The 20023-nt window shown below is 35.9% G+C and carries 15 protein-coding genes; 5 read left to right on the top strand and 10 right to left on the bottom strand.

All coding sequences use genetic code 11. The features are described from left to right. Positions 1-132: 132 nt before the first annotated feature. Positions 133-1344 carry a bifunctional 3,4-dihydroxy-2-butanone-4-phosphate synthase/GTP cyclohydrolase II gene (locus tag AN34_RS08170; RefSeq protein ID WP_029284151.1) on the top strand — a complete coding sequence of 404 codons (1212 nt, stop codon included), beginning with the start codon at positions 133-135 and terminating at the stop codon, positions 1342-1344. 423 nt (positions 1345-1767) lie between these two features. On the opposite strand, the gene AN34_RS08165 is transcribed toward AN34_RS08170, so the two are convergent. Further along, positions 1768-6198: a translocation/assembly module TamB domain-containing protein gene (locus AN34_RS08165; RefSeq protein ID WP_036676812.1), complete on the bottom strand. Its 4431-nt coding sequence runs from the start codon at positions 6196-6198 to the stop codon at positions 1768-1770. A 76-nt stretch (positions 6199-6274) separates the two neighbouring features. On the opposite strand from AN34_RS08165, the gene tsaD reads away from it, so the two are divergent. Continuing rightward, a complete protein-coding gene (tsaD, locus tag AN34_RS08160; protein WP_029284147.1) occupies positions 6275-7276 on the top strand; it encodes a tRNA (adenosine(37)-N6)-threonylcarbamoyltransferase complex transferase subunit TsaD in 1002 nt (333 codons plus the stop codon). Positions 7277-7393: 117 nt separating this feature from the next. After that, positions 7394-7591 (top strand): hypothetical protein, encoded by a 198-nt coding sequence (locus tag AN34_RS08155; RefSeq protein WP_029284145.1) that lies wholly within the window; start codon positions 7394-7396, stop codon positions 7589-7591. Between the two features lie 173 nt (positions 7592-7764). Here AN34_RS08155 and recA read toward each other — a convergent pair whose 3' ends face one another. The 5 genes from recA to AN34_RS08130 all read right to left on the bottom strand — a co-directional run bounded on the left by recA (position 7765) and on the right by AN34_RS08130 (position 11887). Beyond that, the gene (gene recA / locus AN34_RS08150; RefSeq protein ID WP_029284143.1) at positions 7765-8778 is read right to left on the bottom strand and encodes a recombinase RecA; all 1014 of its coding nucleotides are present in this window, start codon (positions 8776-8778) and stop codon (positions 7765-7767) included. Positions 8779-8902: 124 nt separating this feature from the next. Beyond that, on the bottom strand, positions 8903-9577 hold the full coding sequence (gene nth / locus AN34_RS08145) for an endonuclease III (protein WP_029284141.1): 675 nt from the start codon (positions 9575-9577) through the stop codon (positions 8903-8905). Positions 9578-9641: 64 nt separating this feature from the next. Then, positions 9642-10829, bottom strand: coding sequence for an MFS transporter (locus tag AN34_RS08140; RefSeq protein WP_029284139.1), 1188 nt, complete (start codon positions 10827-10829; stop codon positions 9642-9644). A 192-nt stretch (positions 10830-11021) separates the two neighbouring features. Continuing rightward, complete coding sequence (locus AN34_RS08135) at positions 11022-11216, bottom strand: hypothetical protein (RefSeq protein ID WP_029284137.1); 195 nt, start codon at positions 11214-11216, stop codon at positions 11022-11024. 86 nt (positions 11217-11302) lie between these two features. Beyond that, a complete protein-coding gene (locus tag AN34_RS08130; protein WP_029284135.1) occupies positions 11303-11887 on the bottom strand; it encodes an RNA polymerase sigma factor in 585 nt (194 codons plus the stop codon). Between the two features lie 257 nt (positions 11888-12144). On the opposite strand from AN34_RS08130, the gene uvrA reads away from it, so the two are divergent. Both uvrA and AN34_RS08120 read left to right on the top strand, forming a co-directional pair. Continuing rightward, positions 12145-14958 carry an excinuclease ABC subunit UvrA gene (uvrA, locus tag AN34_RS08125; RefSeq protein ID WP_029284133.1) on the top strand — a complete coding sequence of 938 codons (2814 nt, stop codon included), beginning with the start codon at positions 12145-12147 and terminating at the stop codon, positions 14956-14958. Positions 14959-14966: 8 nt separating this feature from the next. After that, complete coding sequence (locus tag AN34_RS08120; RefSeq protein ID WP_029284131.1) at positions 14967-15620, top strand: LysE family transporter; 654 nt, start codon at positions 14967-14969, stop codon at positions 15618-15620. A gap of 31 nt (positions 15621-15651) precedes the next feature. Here AN34_RS08120 and AN34_RS08115 read toward each other — a convergent pair whose 3' ends face one another. The 4 genes from AN34_RS08115 to AN34_RS08105 all read right to left on the bottom strand — a co-directional run bounded on the left by AN34_RS08115 (position 15652) and on the right by AN34_RS08105 (position 20006). Further along, positions 15652-16311: a YhcG family protein gene (locus AN34_RS08115; protein WP_231625512.1), complete on the bottom strand. Its 660-nt coding sequence runs from the start codon at positions 16309-16311 to the stop codon at positions 15652-15654. Continuing rightward, positions 16308-16640 (bottom strand): DUF1016 N-terminal domain-containing protein, encoded by a 333-nt coding sequence (locus AN34_RS21890; protein WP_231625511.1) that lies wholly within the window; start codon positions 16638-16640, stop codon positions 16308-16310. Before AN34_RS21890 ends, AN34_RS08115 begins: the two co-directional genes overlap by 4 nt. A 44-nt stretch (positions 16641-16684) precedes the next feature. Continuing rightward, positions 16685-17719 carry a DUF2157 domain-containing protein gene (locus AN34_RS08110; RefSeq protein WP_029284129.1) on the bottom strand — a complete coding sequence of 345 codons (1035 nt, stop codon included), beginning with the start codon at positions 17717-17719 and terminating at the stop codon, positions 16685-16687. Between the two features lie 73 nt (positions 17720-17792). After that, positions 17793-20006 carry a cation:proton antiporter gene (locus AN34_RS08105; RefSeq protein ID WP_029284127.1) on the bottom strand — a complete coding sequence of 738 codons (2214 nt, stop codon included), beginning with the start codon at positions 20004-20006 and terminating at the stop codon, positions 17793-17795. Positions 20007-20023: the final 17 nt, after the last annotated feature.

Genomic DNA, 20023 nt, shown 5'->3' with positions numbered 1-20023 from the left:
TTACTTATAAATGATATTTCGAAGATTTTTTTGTGCATTAAGGTTGTACCTTTGTGTAGGCAAAAGCGGTTTCATGTTGTTTAAGCCAAATTAAGATAACATGATCTGGCTAGATTAATCGGCCTTAAACAAATGCAAACAAAATTAAATACCATAGAAGAAGCCATTGCTGATATTAAAGCAGGCAAAGTGATTATCGTAGTTGATGATGAAAACAGAGAGAATGAGGGAGATTTCCTCACTGCGGCAGAAAATGCAACTCCTGAAGTCATTAACTTTATGGCTACTTATGGGCGGGGTTTAATTTGTGCGCCACTTACCGAAGAGCGTTGTAAAGAATTAAACCTGGATTTAATGGTTGGTAAAAATACCGCTGCGTACGAAACCAATTTTACAGTATCGGTAGATTTGGTTGGCTATGGTTGTACTACGGGCATATCTGCAAGTGATCGATCTAAAACGATGCTGGCTTTAGTTAATCCGAAAACTACCCCTGAAGAGTTGGGCAGACCAGGACATATTTTTCCACTAATTGCAAAAGATGGTGGTGTAATTCGCCGTGCTGGCCATACAGAGGCTGGCGTAGATTTAGCCCGTTTGGCGGGAATGAAACCTGCAGCGCTTTTGGTAGAAATTTTGAAAGAAGATGGTGAAATGGCCAGACTTCCGGATTTGTTTAAAATTGCAGAACAACATCAGTTAAAAATCATTTCTATTGAAGACCTGATTGCCTACAGGTTAAATATTGATAGTTTAATTAAAAGGGAAGTTACGATAGATTTACCAACTGAATGGGGCGATTTTAAAATGACCGCCTATACCCAGTTGGATAATAATGCTACACACCTGGCCATTTCAAAAGGAGAGTGGAAAGAGGATGAGCCAGTGCTTACTCGCGTACACAGTTCATGTGTAACGGGCGATATTTTTGGCTCTTGCCGTTGTGATTGTGGACCACAGCTACATAAGGCTTTAGAAATGATTCAAAAGGAAGGTAAAGGGATTGTGGTTTACATGAACCAGGAAGGCAGGGGTATTGGACTAATTAATAAACTGCGTTCTTATAACCTTCAGGATGCTGGTTTTGATACCGTTGAAGCCAATATTAAATTGGGCTTTAAAGGTGACGAACGTGATTATGGTGTTGGTGCTCAAATATTAAGATCTGAAGGAATTACCAAAATGCGCTTGATGAGTAATAACCCTACAAAAAGGGCTGGCTTAATTGGTTATGGCCTGGAAGTAATTGAAAATATCCCTATCGAAATTGAAAGTAATGTGCACAACGAACGTTATTTAAAAACAAAACGTGATAAAATGGGCCATTCCATTATGAAGGGATAATTCAGGTTTCAGGTAAAGATTGAAAAATATTGGCCAGTAGTTCTAACTACTCGCTTTTTTGTTTTCCTTAAAAAAAGTAGAGGAATAGCGATCGCTTAAAGATTGCTTCTTCGGCTGAAAAAGCCTCCTCACAATGATGATGATTGAAGAAAACCTTGTTATATAAAACTAAACATGAACGGTCGTCATTGCGAGGCACGAAGCAATCTCATTTGTAAGAAAGATTGCTTCTTCGGCTGAAAAAGCCTCCTCACAATGATGATGAGTAAAGAAAACCTTGTTATATAAAACTAAACATGAACGGTCGTCATTGCGAGGCACGAAGCAATCTCATTTGTAAGAAAGATTGCTTCTTCGGCTGAAGAAGCCTCCTCGTAATGACGATTATACTAGAAGAATAGTTTAGTAATTCTCTAAGAAATATTACTTCTTTGGATTATTCTTGTTCTGGTTAATAATAGCCTCTTTACTAATTGATTTATTAACTTTAACAGGTGTCTCGGTCTGTCTCCGTTTCAGATTTCTACGGTAAGAACCAGAAATTTTCTGAATAAATTCTTTAAACGTATCAAACTGTTGGGTGTATACCAATCCAAAAGAAGTCACATTTGCGGTAGGGCTGATTCCGCTATTTAAGAAAATACTTTGCTGTGTAGGTGGTTTATTAGCAGCTTTAACCGTAAGGCTACCATCTTTTCTAATTAAAAATAAAGCCTCAACCTCTCTACCAACATTGTCATTAGAAAAATTAATCACATTAAAATCATTTACACTATTTCTGTCAACAATACCTGCATTAATGATAAGCCTGTCATTAAAGAATTTAAATGAAGCATTGGCCTCATTCAGTGACCGAACGTTTAAATCGACAAAATTCAGGTTTAATGAAGATAATACATTGTTAAATTGATTAAATACCAATTCTGTAGCGGTACTTGTTGCGGTAGAACTTAGCTGATTTCCGATCGATTCTCCACCATTTCCTGAAGCAAAACTCCTTCTGATAATTAAACTGAAAGCTTGTAAGTTCAGGTTATTCTGATCACTTAAATAAGTTTGAAGTTGCTCTTTGATAGAAGGCTGTGATGGGAAATTAATATCCAGTTTGATCTCTGGCTGAAGCAGTAGACCAGTAAGTCCCATTTCAACCTCGGTATCTACCCGCTGGTTGGCATTACTACTCGCGTCTCTATTGGCTGCCTTAAACAGCTCATTTAAATTGGCACGTAATGCATAAACCGCTTTCAGGTTAATTTGAGCGGCTGTAGGATTGCCTGTCCACCTGATGGTTCCACCTTGCCTGATCTCGAATTTTTTGTTGATCACCTCTTGTGCGGTAAAATCAAAACTTCCGGTTTCGATAATGTAATCACCAGACATCTCAAAATCGCCCAGACTGTTAATATTCAGATTTAATTCAGCATTTCCTTTTCCACTTAAATTTCCTAAAGTAGTAAAAATGTTTGCTGTGGTATTTGGATCAATTGTTAACTTAAATGATAGCGTAAGCCCATCGAAATTGGTTGTTTTTTTCACCACCTTGCTTGAGTCACGACTGATGAAATTGATAAAATCTTTATCAGAAACCGTTTCAGAACTATTTAAAGGAAGGTTAAAAACCGTTCCCTTTTCAGTTTTGGCTTTAATATCAATCTTCATTCTACTGGTAGGCCCTGTAAACTTAAATTCACCGGTGCCGTAAGCCTTACCAAAGTAAACAGAATTATCTTTAGCTGTGGTATTTAACGCCATAAAGTTATTAGCCTTAACCGTGATACTTAACGTAGGATCATTAAGGTTATTCAAATCAATAGATCCATTCGCCACGGCTTCATTATCTTCTAAATCACGAATCTTAAATTTATCAAGACTTATGATACTGTTTTCAATATTAACCTTGTCTGTAATAACATAGGTGGTTTTAAGGTAATTTACCATCAACTGTCCCTCATCCAAGGCAAGGCTTCCGTTAATGGATGGTTTATCTAAACTCCCTTTTACGGTTAAATCAGCTGATATATTCCCTTTTAAATTGGATACGAGTTGTTTTACAAAGGGCTCTAAAATGGTTAATTTACTTTCATTCATCTTCACACTCATGTCGATAAATTTCTCTTTTAAATCAACGTTACCAGTAAGTTTAAAAGTTTCATTATTATCGGCTGTTATTCTGGTGAAAATATTCACTTTACTGGTTTCGCCATTAAATGAAGAGGTATCCTGAAGTGTTCCGATATAAATATCATTAAAGTTAAGCGAATCTATTTTTAAATCATCACTCGCCCTGGGTGCTTTCAATATGCCGTATAACTTGGTATCTCCATTTGCATTTCCACTTAATTTTACCCCAAATCCTTTTGTAAATGGATTAAGTGTTTTAAGATTAAAATCTTTAAAACCTACCTTCAGCAAATCTTTTGGGTCTTCAGACAATAACCCATCAACGGTAAGCTGTTGTTCACCATTGGTTAAATCGAAATTACTGATGAGTGTTTTGCCGTTATTCAGCACAATTCTAACCTTTTCCTGTATTCTCCATTCTTCACTATTGATCTTTAAAATGGAAGGTAAAAGGCTCAATCGTGCTGTAGTATCCTGGTTTTTAGTAAATTCTACCAGTCCGTTTAAATCCAGTTGATTGGCTTCATCTGCATTAGACATTTTAATGTTAAAAGCCAGACTATCGTTTCGAAGGATATTGGAAATATTTACGTCTTTAATGTATAAACTATCATTTAGCTGCACACGATCTGAAGTGGCAATAAGCTGAAGTTGTTCTTTCGTGGTGTTTTCATCTAAAATAATGTTGTTTACCACAATACCATTGTATTTTAATTTTTTCACAAAGCCTGATAGTGTGGCCGTATTGTTTCTCGAATCAAAATCACCAATCAGTGTAGCGCCTTCTTCCATTTCCAAACCAGGAGAAATAAACTGGGCCAACGGTTCAAACTTTTTAACCACCAGGTTAAATTTAAAAATTTGGTCGTTGTATTTTATTATATCTGCTTTAAGCGATGGAATGTAGGTTTTTGCAATGGCCTTATAATAGGAAACGATGGAGTTAAGATCATATTCTCCAGAGATACTGGCATCTAAAATATCTGATTTGATATTTAAATTTCTATTAATGCCTTTTCCTTCGGCCATCAATTGTACAGAATCAACATGGTAAATTCCTTTTGGATTTTGAAGCCTGATTTCTTCAACCAATAAATTACCTTCAATGTTATTAAGGTTTGTTCCTGAAAAGTTGGTGCTAAATTTTGCGTCAATCATTAAGGAATCTTTCATCAATTTTAAAGACTTTAATCTGGCCTTAGAAATGGTAGCATTAAAGTTAAACACAGGAAGTTTTGGATTGAGGTTTACACCACCATCAAAAACAAGTTTCACATTTCGATCATTAATACTGAGTTTCCCGTCAAAATATTTTTTATCAAAAGTACCATCAATCTTAACATTGCGGTATCTGTATCCGCTGAAATCAATATAATCTACATCACCGTTAATTTTTTCTGTCAAGTTTTTAAGTTCAGTACCACGCCCTTTAACATATAATGAAGAAGTAATTCTGCCTAAAGATTTTTCATCAATCAGGTTGCCCAGGTTGAAATCATATGTCTTTACGTTTCCGGTATAAGATGGAACATCATTTTTATCGATCTTCATATTCACATCGGAAACGATTCGACCTAACTTTGTCTTAAACTCACCGTAAGCTATAAAGTCATTTTGAAACCCAGTGAAACTACCGTTGAAATTGATGTTTCCAAATTTATTCACAATAACAGGGATGATTTTCTTTTTACTGTTAGTAATGCCAGCTAACACTTCATCAAGATCTTTTTTATTGGTTCCGGCCATTTCAATTTTGAGATCCATAAAAGTTTCCCGCCATTTTGGAAGCCCCCTAAGTACAAAATCGCCCTTAATGTAAGTAGCCTTACCAGTCTTTATGGCTAGTTTTTTTGCCCGAAGATTATTTACCAAACCTGTAATTTGGCCATCAATATCCAGATCTAGTTTCATGTCGTTTAATTCAGGAGCAAAAAATGCAACATCCTTCGATGACATGTGGCTATCTTTAAATATGGCCTTCATTCTAACATTATCAATATAATGATTAAAATCTTTGAAGGACTTAAACTTCATCTGGTAATAATTGCTTAAACGACTGTTATCGGTAACCAGTAAAAGATTTTTTAATTCTATTGCATTACTATCAACTGTGGTTACCGCAGTTAAATTTTTAAGATAAAACCCGCTTTTTTCTTTTAAGGTTAAATTTTTAATGCTGGTTTTAAATAAGTGATTTTTAGTGTCGAGCCCTTCAAAAATTCCACTAAGCTGTTTAACATCTACGTTATCGAAGTTTACGCTTTTACCTTGGGTAGTATCTTTTGCAGCAAAATTAGTATATCGGAAAGCAAATTCATTCAAAATGAGGCGGCCTAACTTTACATCAAAGGGCTTGGTCTTCTTTTTCTTTACAGTAGGTTTACCAGAATCAAAGTAGTCTATGATAAAATCGAGATTAGAAGACTTATCTTTGAAATCCTTTAGGAAAAATTGACCGTTGTTGATTTGAACGGTATTAATATCAATTATTTTTTTTTCGAGAGAGAATTGATTTATATCTACCATAAACTGTGGCGTACGCAGTAGAGTATCTTTCTGTAAATCAAGTACCACCAAATCTTCTAGCACGACAGATTTGAAAGGCTTGATGTAAAGGCTTTTAATAGATATAGTGGTATTAAGCTCTTTTGATAAATAAGCAGCAGCTCTCTGCGCAATATAAGTTTGAACAGGCTTAAATTGTAGTGAGAAAATAACAAGCGCAAGCAGCAAAATTATTGATGCAATTACCCAAAGGAGTATTTTAAATAGTTTTTTAATAATTTTGCAGCTTAAAAATTTAAATAAATTGTCTGTTATACTTGCTATCGAATCTTCTTGCGATGATACCTCAGTCGCCATATGTAACAACGGCAAAATTACGGCCAATGTTATTGCAAACCAAACAATTCATGAAAATTATGGTGGTGTAATCCCCGAATTGGCATCCAGGGTACATCAACAAAATATTGTTCCAACTATTGAGCAAGCAATAAAAAATGCAAAGATTACAAAACAGGACATTAGTGCAGTTGCCTTTACCAGAGGCCCTGGTTTACTTGGGTCGCTATTAGTGGGTGTTTCTTTTGCAAAATCTTTCGCACTGGCTTTAAATATACCTTTAATTTCTGTCAATCATATGCATGCACATATATTGGCACATTTTATTGATGATCCAAAACCTAATTTCCCTTTTTTGTGCTTAACTGTATCTGGTGGCCACACGCAGATTGTTTTGGTTAAGGATTATTTTGATATGGAAATTGTTGGTGAAACGCTTGATGATGCAGCTGGAGAAGCATTTGATAAAACGGCCAAGATATTGCAATTGCCTTATCCGGGTGGTCCATTAATAGATCAACATGCTAAATTGGGTAATCCTAAAGCCTTTAAATTTGCTGAACCTCAAATTGCAGACCTTAATTTTAGTTTTAGTGGATTTAAAACTTCTATTCTATACTTCATCAGGAAGCAGGAAAAAGAAAATCCAAACTTTATTGCCGAAAATTTGGATGATATTTGTGCCTCTGTACAACATAGCATTGTACAAATTTTATTAAATAAACTTAAAAAGGCAGCCAAGCAATATCATATCAAAGAAGTTGCCATTGCTGGCGGAGTTTCTGCAAATTCCGGTTTAAGGAATGGATTACAGGAAACTGCTGAAGCATTGGGCTGGCAAATTTATATCCCTGCTTTTCAATATTGTACAGATAATGCCGGAATGATTGCAATAGCAGGTTATCACAAGTTTTTGAAAAATGATTTTGTAGGGCAGGAAGTTTCGCCAATGGCGAGGATGAAGTTTTAGTTTAGAAATTAAGGGGTTAGATGGATGAGGTGTTTAGAGGGTTAGGTGGTGCAGATGTTGAGTTGTTTGAAGGCTAAGTAAATACAAAAAAAGAAAAGAAATAATAAAATCTTATATATGACTGGAGCATCATTGGTATTTTGGATTGTTTGTGCGATACCACTTATTGGTATTTTGTATTACCTGATCAGGAAGGATAAAAATAAACTGAAGGGAAGTTGGGGCGTAATCATACTGGGTGGATTAGTGATCGCTGCTTTATTGGTTATTGTGTATGTAACCAAAGATTTTAACGCCATTTTCAGTCAAAATTAATTGTTAATTATATTTTAGCTGCGGCATATATATAAGCTGATTTCTATTTAGATTGTTGTAATTGAATACCAATTTTAGCATTTGATTTTCGGCTGAATTTCTTATAAATGCAAAAAGCGTCCGGAATTTAAGTTCAGAACGCTTTTGTTTTTTATATGAGTATATTGTACTATTTACTTTTCTTGTAAATGCTCGCCAGTTACCTCAGCTTTAATTTTTGTTTCCAGCTCTTCTGCAAGTTCCGGGTTGTCGCTTAACAATTGTTTAACGGCATCTCTTCCCTGGCCCAACTTGGTGTCTCCGTATGAGTACCAGGATCCTGCTTTTTTAATGATGCCAAAATCAACACCTAAATCTACGATCTCGCCATTTTTAGAAATTCCTTCACCAAACATTACGTCGAATTCTGCAATTCTGAAAGGAGGAGCTACTTTATTTTTTACTATTTTAACTTTAACGCGGTTACCTGAAACTTCATCAGAATCTTTAATTTGAGAGATTCTGCGAATATCCAAACGTACCGAAGCGTAGAATTTCAAGGCATTACCACCTGTTGTCGTTTCAGGGTTACCAAACATTACCCCAATTTTATCACGTAACTGGTTGATGAAAATACAGCAACATCCGGTTTTTGAAATGGTTCCAGTTAACTTACGTAAGGCTTGACTCATTAAACGGGCATGTAAACCCATTTTGCTGTCGCCCATTTCACCTTCAATTTCACTTTTAGGAACCAATGCCGCAACAGAGTCAATTACAATTACATCTATTGCACCGGAACGGATTAAATTATCTGCAATTTCCAGAGCTTGCTCACCGTTATCTGGTTGAGAAATTAAAAGGTTATCGGTATCTACACCTAGCTTTTTTGCGTAAAACTGGTCAAATGCATGCTCTGCATCAATAAATGCAGCAATACCGCCTTTTTTTTGTGCTTCTGCAATAATGTGGGTAGCTAAAGTTGTTTTACCAGAAGATTCCGGTCCATAAATTTCAATCACACGACCTTTTGGAATACCACCAATACCTAAAGCGATATCTAAACTAATTGAACCGGTAGAGATAAAATCTATAGGTTCAATAGCGGTATCGCCTAGTTTCATGATGGTACCTTTACCATATGATTTTTCTAATTTATCTAATGTTAATTGTAATGCTTTTAATTTATCTGGGTTTGCGCTTGCCATTTTTTTGAAGATTTGATTCCGTAAATATAATTGAATTGTCGGCTAAATATACTGATGTTAATAATTTGTAATACTAAAATATTTAGCTAAGTTAATTGTTTTTTAGCTAATGTCAATAGTAAAATTAAATTATTTTCATTTTCAATTGGTTACGTGCTTCCTGTGCAGTTAATTTTTCAAAATAGCGGCACATATAAGTAATTTCGCATACCTCACATTTTGGATTTCTAGCTAAACAAACATATCGGCCATGTAAAATCAACCAATGATGGGCAATATGAATATCCTGTTCTGGTAAATTTTTAACTAAATCTTTTTCTACGGCTAAAGGTGTTTTGCCATTGGTTAGCCCTAATCGGTTAGCTACACGAAACACATGTGTATCTACAGCCATCGCCGGAGCATTATAAATCACTGAAGCAATTACATTAGCTGTTTTGCGACCTACACCTGGCATTTTTTGCAGGTCATCTATCCCAGAAGGAACAATATCATTAAATTCATTAACTAAAATATTGGCCATGCCAACCAGGTGTTTTGCCTTATTGTTAGGATAGCTAATACTTTTGATATAATCAAATACGATATCTGGGGTTACTTCAGCGAAAGCCTTAGCATTTGGAAAGCGTTGAAACAAAGCTGGAGTAACCATGTTCACACGTTTATCGGTGCATTGTGCAGAAAGAATTACTGCTACGAGCAGCTGATAAGGGTTATTGTAATGTAACTCCGTTTCTGCATCTGGCTGTTTGGCGGAAAAATGTTCTACAAAAAGTTTATAGCGTTCTTTTTTAAGCATGGCCAAATATAATAAGCAAATTACTAAGAAGCCATTTATCTTGGCTTTGTATCTAGATAAAAAATTAATGCATCACAGCATATTTTTGTTTTGGTTCAGCAATATTGCTGTTTGATTTACTTTTAATTAGCCAGAAGGCAAAAAAAGCACCAACTAAAGCCATTGCTGCGCCAACGTAAGCGGGAGAGGTATAATCAAAACCATATACTAAAGGCAGTCCGCCAAAAAAAGCACCAAGCGCATTCCCAATATTAAAACTGGCCTGGCTTGCAGATGCTGCCAGCATTTCAGAACCTTTAGCAGATTGGATCATCAACATTTGAATCGGTGCTGCCAAAGAAAAAGCAACTGCTCCTGTAATAAAAGTCATGATAAGTGCCAGTATTTGATTGGCAGAAACAAAATGTACAATGGTTAATGTAACCACCATAGCTATTAATAGTGCTGCTGATGCTTTAGCTGGCGAATATTTATCGGCTAACACCCCACCAATATAATTGCCTGCCATCATTCCTAAACCTGCAAGCATTAATATATAGGTGACGGCTTCTGCTGAAAACCCCGCGACTTCCGTCATCAATGGTGCAATGTAACTGTACCATGTAAATAAACCACCGGTTCCAATAGAAATCATTAAAATGATAATCCAGGCTTCTCTCTTTTTGAAGAAACTAAGTTCGGCCTTTAAATCGCGGTTTTTAGCTGCTTCTAAAGCTGGTAACCACAATTTAAGACTTAATAAAGTGATCAATCCAACGGCAACAACCACTGCAAATGAAATTCTCCAGGAAAAATGATGACCAATAAATGTTCCGAGTGGAACGCCAACAATATTGGCAATGGTTAAACCCATAAACATCAATGATACTGCCTGTGCTTCTTTTCCTTTTTGTGCAATACGACTGGCCACTACAGAACCTACACCAAAGAAGGCACCATGAGGTAAGCCAGATAGTAACCTGGCAATAAATAAAGTATTAAATGTAGGCGCAAATGCAGAAAAAGCATTGAATGCTGTAAACATTACCATCAAGGCAATAAGTATCTTTTTAGGTGGGTATTTTCCCGCAATTATTATGAGAAGTGGTGCGCCTATTACAACGCCCAGGGCATATGCAGAAATCAGATGGCCAGCTTTTGGTATGTTCACCGTTAAATCTTTTGCAATATCAGGCAGCAATCCCATCATTACAAACTCCGTTATTCCGATACCCAAACCACCTAAAGTGAGTGGAAGAAGATTTTTATTCATTTGTGCTTAGTGTTAAAATTACACTATGCAAAGGTATGGTTTTTTGTTTTTTCAATTGTAAAAATCGAGACATCTTAAACAGGTGCTTTGATTAAAATAAGTTTAAATACTTTGAAAAATATATGGAATGGATGAACGTGAAAAAGGCTGTTCTACTCTTGTAAAACAGCCTTTCTTAGCGCATGTAAATTCTTATTTTATTCTGCTATAAGCTAATATCTTCTTGATGGTTTCATCTTGAGGATCTTTAGCTAACCGATCTAACTTACCTTTTATTTGATCATAAAATAAGTCTAGTTCTGTAACAGATTCTATGTCAGTTTTTAGCTGAAACATGTTTTGCATTGGTGAATTTACACTGGTGTTTGATGTAGAGGTTTTTGTCATAAGCACTAAATGTGATAAGTTTATAAACTTAACGGTACTTCAGATACTTTATTTTAAAGCCTCATACAATTTTTGTAACTTTTACGCTACCCTTTGTATGTCATTTCTTTTGTCTTAAGCATTTTACGAAGGTTGCTTAGCGCATATCTCATCCTACCTAAGGCTGTATTGATGCTTACATCAGTTAAATCGGCAATTTCTTTAAAACTTAAATCTGCATAATGACGCATTAGAAGCACTTCTTTTTGCTCATCAGGCAATAAATGAATCATTGCTTTTAAATCTTTATGGGTTTGATCACGAAGCATTTTTTCTTCTGCACTTTCGTCATAAAAGTGTAGCATATTGAATACATCCATTCCATCAGAACTGGTGATGATTGGTGTTCTTTTTTCTTTTCTGAAATAATCGATAACCAGGTTATGTGCAATACGCATTACCCAAGGTAAAAATTTACCTTCCTCGTTATACCTTCCTGATCGCAGTGTATTGATTACCTTAATAAAAGCATCCTGAAAAATATCTTCCGCCAGATACTGGTCTTTAACCAATAAATAAATGGATGTATAAATCTTACTTTTATGTCTTCGTAAAAGTTCCTGCAATCCATTCTCGTTCCCGGCAATATATACCTTTACAAGGTCCTGATCGTTATATGATTGTAAATTCATAGGTTTACCTACACTAAATCCCGTACTGTTTGCTAAAAATTAATTTGTAGATGTTTAATTTCTATAGCTTATCTCCTATGTTTTTGAATGTGTTAGTTTGGTTCTGAGGTCGTTAATATCCAAAGAAAGTTATTTTTTACCAAAATGCAAAAAATAAAATGTTAAAAAATAAATTAACCATCTCAGTACCCTATTTTTGTATCATCTTAAAACCCAAATTACTTTCTGGGGTTTTCATAATATATTCTTAACAATACATGAGCAAAAAAGAGGCCGAAAAAGATCCGCATAAAAATATAATTATTAAAGGTGCCCGGGTGCACAACCTTAAAAATATAGATGTTGCCATTCCTAAAAACAAGCTGGTAGTGGTTACTGGGATGTCTGGTTCGGGAAAATCATCATTGGCATTTGATACCTTATATGCTGAGGGGCAACGTCGTTACGTAGAGAGTTTATCATCCTATGCCCGTCAGTTTATGGGGAGGATGAATAAACCTGATGTAGATTATATTAAAGGTATTGCTCCGGCTATTGCCATAGAACAAAAAGTAATTACATCAAATCCCCGTTCCACAGTAGGTACTTCAACAGAAATTTATGATTATTTGAAGTTACTTTTCTCCCGTATTGGAAAAACAATATCTCCGGTATCTGGCAAGGAAGTAAAAAAAGATTCTGTAAGTTCAGTTGTTGACTATGTGGGTGCAATGCCAGAAGATACTACAGTTACTATCTTTTGTCCGCTTTACCCGCACAATAACAGAACCATTAAAGAAGAACTGGCCATTTTATTGCAAAAAGGATTTTTAAGGGTATTGATTGGTGATCAAGTATCAAAAATTGAAACTGTACTGGATGATGCCGACTTTAAAGATGCTGAATTAACTGATGATAAAACGGTACAGATTTTAATTGATCGATTGGTAACCAATCAGGAAGAAGAAACTTTAAGCAGATTAGCTGATTCTGCACAAACAGCTTTTTTTGAAGGTAAAGGTGATTGTTATGTAGAGGCTGAAGGAAAAACCAAGCACTTCAGCGATCGTTTCGAATTGGATGGAATTCGTTTTGAAGAACCAACGCCTAATTTTTTCTCGTTCAATAATCCTTATGGTGCCTGTAAACGTTGCGAAGGCTATGGAAATGTAATTGGAATTGACGAGGATTTGGTTATCCCGGATAAAAGTAAAAGTGTTTACGATAATGCCATAGCACCTTGGAGGGGAGAAAAAATGAACGTTTGGTTGCAAAACTTCATTAAAGTAGCACCAAAATTCGATTTTCCAATTCATCGGTCATTTAGCCAGTTAACAGCTAAAGAACAGCGCTTATTATGGACTGGTAATAAATATTTCAGCGGACTCGATGCCTTTTTCAAAGAGCTTGAAGAGCAAACCTATAAAATTCAATACCGGGTGATGTTATCTCGCTATCGGGGGAAAACAACTTGCCCTGATTGTAAAGGATCTCGTTTACGTAAAGACGCCTCTTATGTAAAAATTGCTGAAAAATCCATCATTGATATTGTTTTAATGCCTTTATCTAAAGCGCTGGTATTTTTTAATGATTTGAAGCTGAGCGTAAATGATGCAAAAATTGCTAAACGTTTATTGGCTGAGATTGATAATCGTTTTCTATACCTCAATAATGTGGGCTTGGGTTATTTAACGCTAAATAGATTATCCAATACACTATCTGGGGGAGAATCTCAAAGAATTAATCTGGCTACTTCTTTAGGTAGTAGTTTAGTAGGATCTATTTATGTGTTGGATGAGCCGAGTATTGGGCTTCATCCTCGTGATACCAATAAATTAATTGAGGTTTTAATCTCTTTAAGAAATGTAGGTAATACGGTTATTGTAGTAGAACATGAGGAAGAAATGATGCGTGCGGCTGATTATATTATTGATATTGGTCCGGAAGCTGGAACTCATGGTGGCAATCTGGTATTTAGCGGTAATTATGAAGAAATTTTAAAAGATAAGAATAGTTTAACCGGTAGATATTTAGCGGGTATTGAAAAAATTGCTATACCTGAAAAGAGACGTAAATGGAAAGATCATATCCTGATTAAAGGTGCCAGAGAAAATAATCTTCAGAATATTGATGTTAAATTCCCTCTAGGCGTTTTTACTACTGTGAGTGGCGTTTCAGGATCAGGAAAAACCAGTTTGGTAAAGAAAATTCTTTATCCGGCATTACAAAAAGCAATAGGCAATTATGCTGGTGAGCAAACAGGTGCATATGATGGAATTTTTGGAAACGTAGATTTGGTTAGCGCGGTAGAAATGGTAGATCAAAATCCGATTGGTCGATCCAGCCGTTCAAATCCTGTTACTTATGTTAAGGCCTGGGATGATGTTCGAGCATTGTTCTCAAGTCAGGCTGCAGCCAAGGCCGCAGGACTAAAACCAGCTGCATTTTCTTTTAATGTAGAAGGTGGCCGCTGTGATGTTTGCCAAGGCGAGGGCGAGGTAAAAATTGAGATGCAATTTATGGCAGATATTTATTTGCCATGTGAGGCTTGTAGCGGGAAGCGATTTAAGCAACAGGTTTTAGATGTAACCTATAAAGAAAAAAACGTTTCTGAAATCCTGGATATGACCATTGATGAAGCGGTTGATTTCTTTAAGGACGAGCAGAAGATTTTGAATAAGTTAAATCCATTGGTTGATGTGGGTTTGGGCTATGTGCATTTAGGGCAGTCTTCTAATACCTTATCAGGTGGAGAAGCGCAACGGATTAAACTGGCATCATTTTTAATTAAAGGTAATAATGCCAATAAGACATTATTCATTTTTGATGAGCCAACTACCGGATTGCACTTTCACGATATCAAAAAATTACTAAAGGCACTGAATACATTAATAGAACAAGGCAACACGATCTTAGTTATTGAGCACAATATGGACATGATTAAATGTGCTGACTGGGTAATTGATATTGGCCCTGAAGGTGGTGATGGAGGTGGACAGTTGGTATTTGAAGGTATACCTGAAGATCTGGTAAAAGAGAAAAATTCTTATACAGGTAAATATTTAGCATCGCATTTAAATTTAAATCCATAATTTCGGCAATGCTTTTTCTAACCTTTATTATAGGCATTTTACTTAACGCCATGGGCTATATTCCCCCAGGCAACATTAACTTAACTGTTGCACAGCTAACCATTAATAAAGGGATGCGGCAGGTTTGGTATTTTATCTTTTCATTTTCTTGTGTAGAGATATTTTTTACCTTCGGGATGATGCGCTTTGCCCGATGGGCGATGAGTGATATTAATCCGAATGAGGCTGTTAGTGAAGTAAGGTTAGGGACTTTGGTTGATTGTTTTATGATTCTCATGTTCATTGTGATGGGAACCATTACCTGGATAAACCGCAAAAAAGTTCCGAAAACAAGTAGTAAGAAAGATGATAAAAGAAGTGGAAGTGTACTTTATGGGTTAATATTAGGTGTATTAAATCCAGTTCAGATTCCTTTCTGGCTTTTTTTTGGTAATTATGTAATCCTGCATGAGTGGATTAAAACAGATTATTTATCATTAATTGTTTTTGCTATCGGATCAGGCTTTGGCTCTGCAGGTGCGCTATATGTATATGCTCACTTTGCTACTTTTATTCAGGAGAAGTTTGCGTTGAGCAGCCTGATTATAAATAAATCTATTGCTATATTCTTGTATGTGCTTGCAGCTTATTTAGTGGTTAAGCAATTGATTGTTTTGTTATAGGCTTAATTAATTATATTAAGCTAGTTGTTTCTTATTGGTTTTCAATGATTTGGATTAAATCTTTTTCACTAGGCAATACGGTAAGGTATTTACTGGCAAAAATTTGCTCATTATTCTCCGGTAAGGTATATCTGACTACAGATTCGCTTTTATCCTGGCAAAGAATAATTCCAATAGTTTTGTTTTCATCATCAAGCTTCACTTCCCTATCAAAATAGTTTACATACATCTGCATCTGGCCTATATCCTGATGCTTTAATTCGCCAATTTTTAAGTCTATTAACACGAAGCACTTAAGTATCCTATTATAAAAAACCAAATCTACTTTGAAGTGACGTTCATCAAAGGTTATTCTTTTTTGGCGGGCAACAAAGGTAAAACCATTACCTAGTTCTAATAGAAAGTGTTCTAATTTATCAATCAGTTTTTGCTCTAAATCGCTTTCAGAGTAGAAGTTTTTATCTGGCAGGCCTAAAAATTCTAATATATAAGGGTCTTTTATTAAATCTTTGTTTTTTTCAATGATCTGACCTTTTTGTCCGAGGGAAATTACTTCTTTCTTATTCTTACTTAAAGCTAAACGTGTATATAATGCAGTATCATATTGGCGTTGTAATTCTCGTAAGCTCCAATTGTTTTTTATGGCTTCTATTTCGTAAAAATTGCGCTCATTCAGATCAGCTATCCTCATGAGTTTAGATAGTGAGAACAAGTTAGTTTGAATTCGTCAGACACTGTCTGACGAATTGAATAATTAATATAGAATTGCCGCATTTGCTTTAAATTGGTTTCTGAAAAGCCCTTGCCAAATTTATTGACTAACTTTTCTGAAAGTTCCTTTAAAACTTGTTTTCCATATGCAGATTTTTCTTTGCCGTGCTGCTCTTCTTCTACAATCATTTTACCAATTTCGAAGTAGGTCATGGCCATTGTATTATTAATGGTTTGTACTACACTTTGTCTGGCTTGATTAAGTAGTTCAATTACCTTTTTGTACAAATTTTGATCATTAATTTTCATCACACACCTGGCTAAACTTTCAATAAATTAATACGAAGAAAACCTTACTTTAAAAATTCTACATTCCATATTTTCTCTGCCTTTCTGCCAATCAACCAAAATGATGCAGCCAATACCGAAAAGAAAAGCGCCTTGTGCCAGCTATCCCAAAAATATTCGAAATAACGGGTATATAGGTTGATAAATAAAAATGTAATGCCAAATTCCCTTGCAATGTCATCACGGTATTTTAACCCAAATAAGGTACTGGCCACACAGACTGTAGCAGAAATTAAGGCCCAATAAAATAGACTTAATTGCCGAACGGCATACCATTTTTCTAAGCTTGCAAAATTACCAAAAACCGATAGGGCCCACAGTGAAATGAATAGATAAACCATTCCTGCGATATAGGTAATTTGAAAAAATTGCCTCGTTTTAGGCAAGGCTTTCATGATAAAGGAAGCTGCAGTTAAAACGGCTCCAAAAACGACAAATCTGAGTGGATAATTCATGCCTAGGAAATAGTAATTCCAGCGGCTGAGATAACCTGTTTCAGTACCAAACCAAGCGCCTAAAGATATTAATGCAAATATCCAGATCAACTTTGAGTTGAAGAAGTAACCAAGTCCGCCGTAAATAAACACCGAAATTAAAATTAGAATGGTGAAATTTCCAGAGCCGTTATCCAGCGATTTACCAAAATAGGCAATGGCATTCGCCGTAAGTAAAATAGCCGAAAATACAATCGCTTCATTGCTAAATCTGAGATTAGGCAATTTTTTCTTCCTTCGAAAGCCCAATATGTAAAGCCATCCTGCAATTCCAGCAGATACCAGAGCGATAACAATATTTGGGGTATTGTAAACACGTTTAAGATAGTCGAGGATGGAGTTATCAATTAAAAGCGACCCCAAAGCAATAAAGCCACAAGCCAGTGCTACCCAAAATGCGTATTGAGCAAGCCTCAACCAGTCGAAATTTTTGGCTTCATAACTTTGCCGAAGTTTAACGCCGGTTTCCTCATTAATCAAGCCATCGTTTTGCCATTGCTCAATCATCTCATCAAGAAATTCACTTTTTTCTATATCAACTTTCATAGGTGGGGTTGTATGCGAAGATATAAAATTAGTATCAAGATGTAAGTATCATGTATAAAGACAAATTAGTTAATTAAAGTACCTCTTTAATTTTCTTATTATTTCCTACTATCCAGATGATATCACCATTATCAAAAATGAAATCAGATGATGGATTTAAGATTCGTTCTGTTCCCCGTTCTATTCCAACAATAAGTGCCTGTGCTTTTTCTCTTATTCCCGCATTCCTGATGCTTAACCCATAAACAGGTGATTCTAGATTGACTACAACCTTCTGCAAAGTCATTTCCTTATCAGGAAAGTTTTTCTCGCTTTCTGTTTCGGGTATATCTACCTCCAAAATTGCTTTAACGGCTGCCAGTTGATCGTCTGCGCCAATAAGCAATAATTTGTCATTGGGATAAAGTCTTTCATCTCTTCCAGGTGTTGGTATGCTGTTTCTTCCACGCTCAATCATAGCAATGTTTACACCGAATTTTTCGCGAATCATTAAGCTGGAGAGGGTTTGACCTACCACTTCAGATTCTGGTGAAACCGTTAACGCTGTCAGGTGGGTATCCCATGGTAGTATGTCAGGTTTTTGATTCTCTCTGGCATTCAGATTTAAGATAAATCGCTTTTCCAGTTTATTATAAAAGGCCTGAAGTTTTCTGGAGAAAATAAACATCATCAGTACAATTAAAGCCAAAGCAATTCCGGCAGCAATCCAGGTATCAAAAAATTCGTACATTAAAAAACCAACGAAAAAGATGCCGAGCGCAATCCTAAATGCTTCGATGGCAATTAACGGTCCACGCGTATATTTTTTGCTTAACCACAAGTGAGAATAGGCAGTTTTTTGAATCCTTCTAATGGATAGTGCCCATAAAAAAGGCGCCATGATAATGAAAGAAACCACCAAACTGATAATGGTAGATTTAATTCCATTTACAAAATTATTTGCAATAAAGGGCTGTATGTAACGAGATGCCAGAAATATAACAGCAACAATAATAACAGAATGGATAACTGTGTTGAAGGCATAGCTGCGCAGCAAAATCTTCCAGTCACTTAGTGTGGTCATTCCGGCTGTGCTGGAACTGTATCTGGATATTCCATCCAACCATTTTTTAGGCAAAATCCGGTTAAGGAAATTATAAAATGCTTCTGAATGTTTAATGAGATAAGGGGTGGTAAAAGTGGTAATAGCTGATGCCGCCACGGCAATTGGGTAGAGAAAATCACTGGTTACCTTTAAGGTTAATCCTAATGTGGCAATAATGAATGAAAATTCACCAATTTGTGCCAAACTCATTCCAGATTGAACAGAAGTTTTGAGCGGCTGGCCGGATAGGAGTGCGCCGAGACTTGAACTCAAGAATTTGCCAAAAATAGTGGCTAGTGTTACAATTATGATCGGGATACTATAATCAATCAGGATTTTTGGATCAATCAGCATACCTACTGAAACGAAAAATACTGCGGCAAATAAATCCTTTACGGATTTAGTTAAATGCTCTATTTTTTCAGCCTGAGTGGTTTCGGCGAGAATAGATCCCATGATGAAGGCACCCAGGGCAGGGGAGAATCCAACCTTTACTGCCAAAAGAACCATTACCAAACACAAGGCCAGAGAAACCACCAGCATGGTCTCATCATTCATTAATTTTCGGGTGGCCTTAAGGAAGGTTGGAATCAGAAATATTCCACCTAAAAACCAAAGTACTAAGAAAAATGCCAGTTTTAAGATTGAGATTAGCATTTCACTACCTGCAAACTGCTGACTTACCGCTAAGGTGGATAACAGAACAAGGAGTAAAATAGCCACTAAATCCTCAACGATAAGTACACCGAAAACAAGTCCGGCAAATTTTTTATGTTTTACACCTAATTCTTCAAATGCCCTGATGATGATGGTGGTGGAAGAAACAGATAAAATTCCACCAAGAAAAATACTATCCATGGTTTTCCAGCCCATCAATTTGCCGGCAGAGAAACCGATCAGCAACATAAAAACAACTTCAACAATGGCCGTCACTGATGCGGAGCCTCCAACCTTAACCAGTTTTTTAAAACTGAATTCCAAACCTAAACTAAATAATAGGAAGATCACACCGATTTCACCCCAGATGTTGATGTTCTTTGTATCCTTAACTGATGGAAAAAAATCTAAATGTGGCCCAACCAATAGGCCTGCTAAAATATAGCCTAATACTAAAGGCTGCTTAATTTTTTTAAATATAAGTGTGGTAATTCCTGCTGCTGCAAGAATTAATCCTAAATCGGCAATTAAATCTGGTAAATGCATTTATGGTATTCGGTAAG

The sequence above is a fragment of the Pedobacter sp. R20-19 genome (genome assembly GCF_000708265.2).
In the GTDB taxonomy this organism is placed as follows: domain Bacteria; phylum Bacteroidota; class Bacteroidia; order Sphingobacteriales; family Sphingobacteriaceae; genus Pedobacter.
The sequence above is the reverse complement of the archived record's forward strand: the minus strand, read 5'-3'. Positions and strand labels throughout refer to the sequence as shown.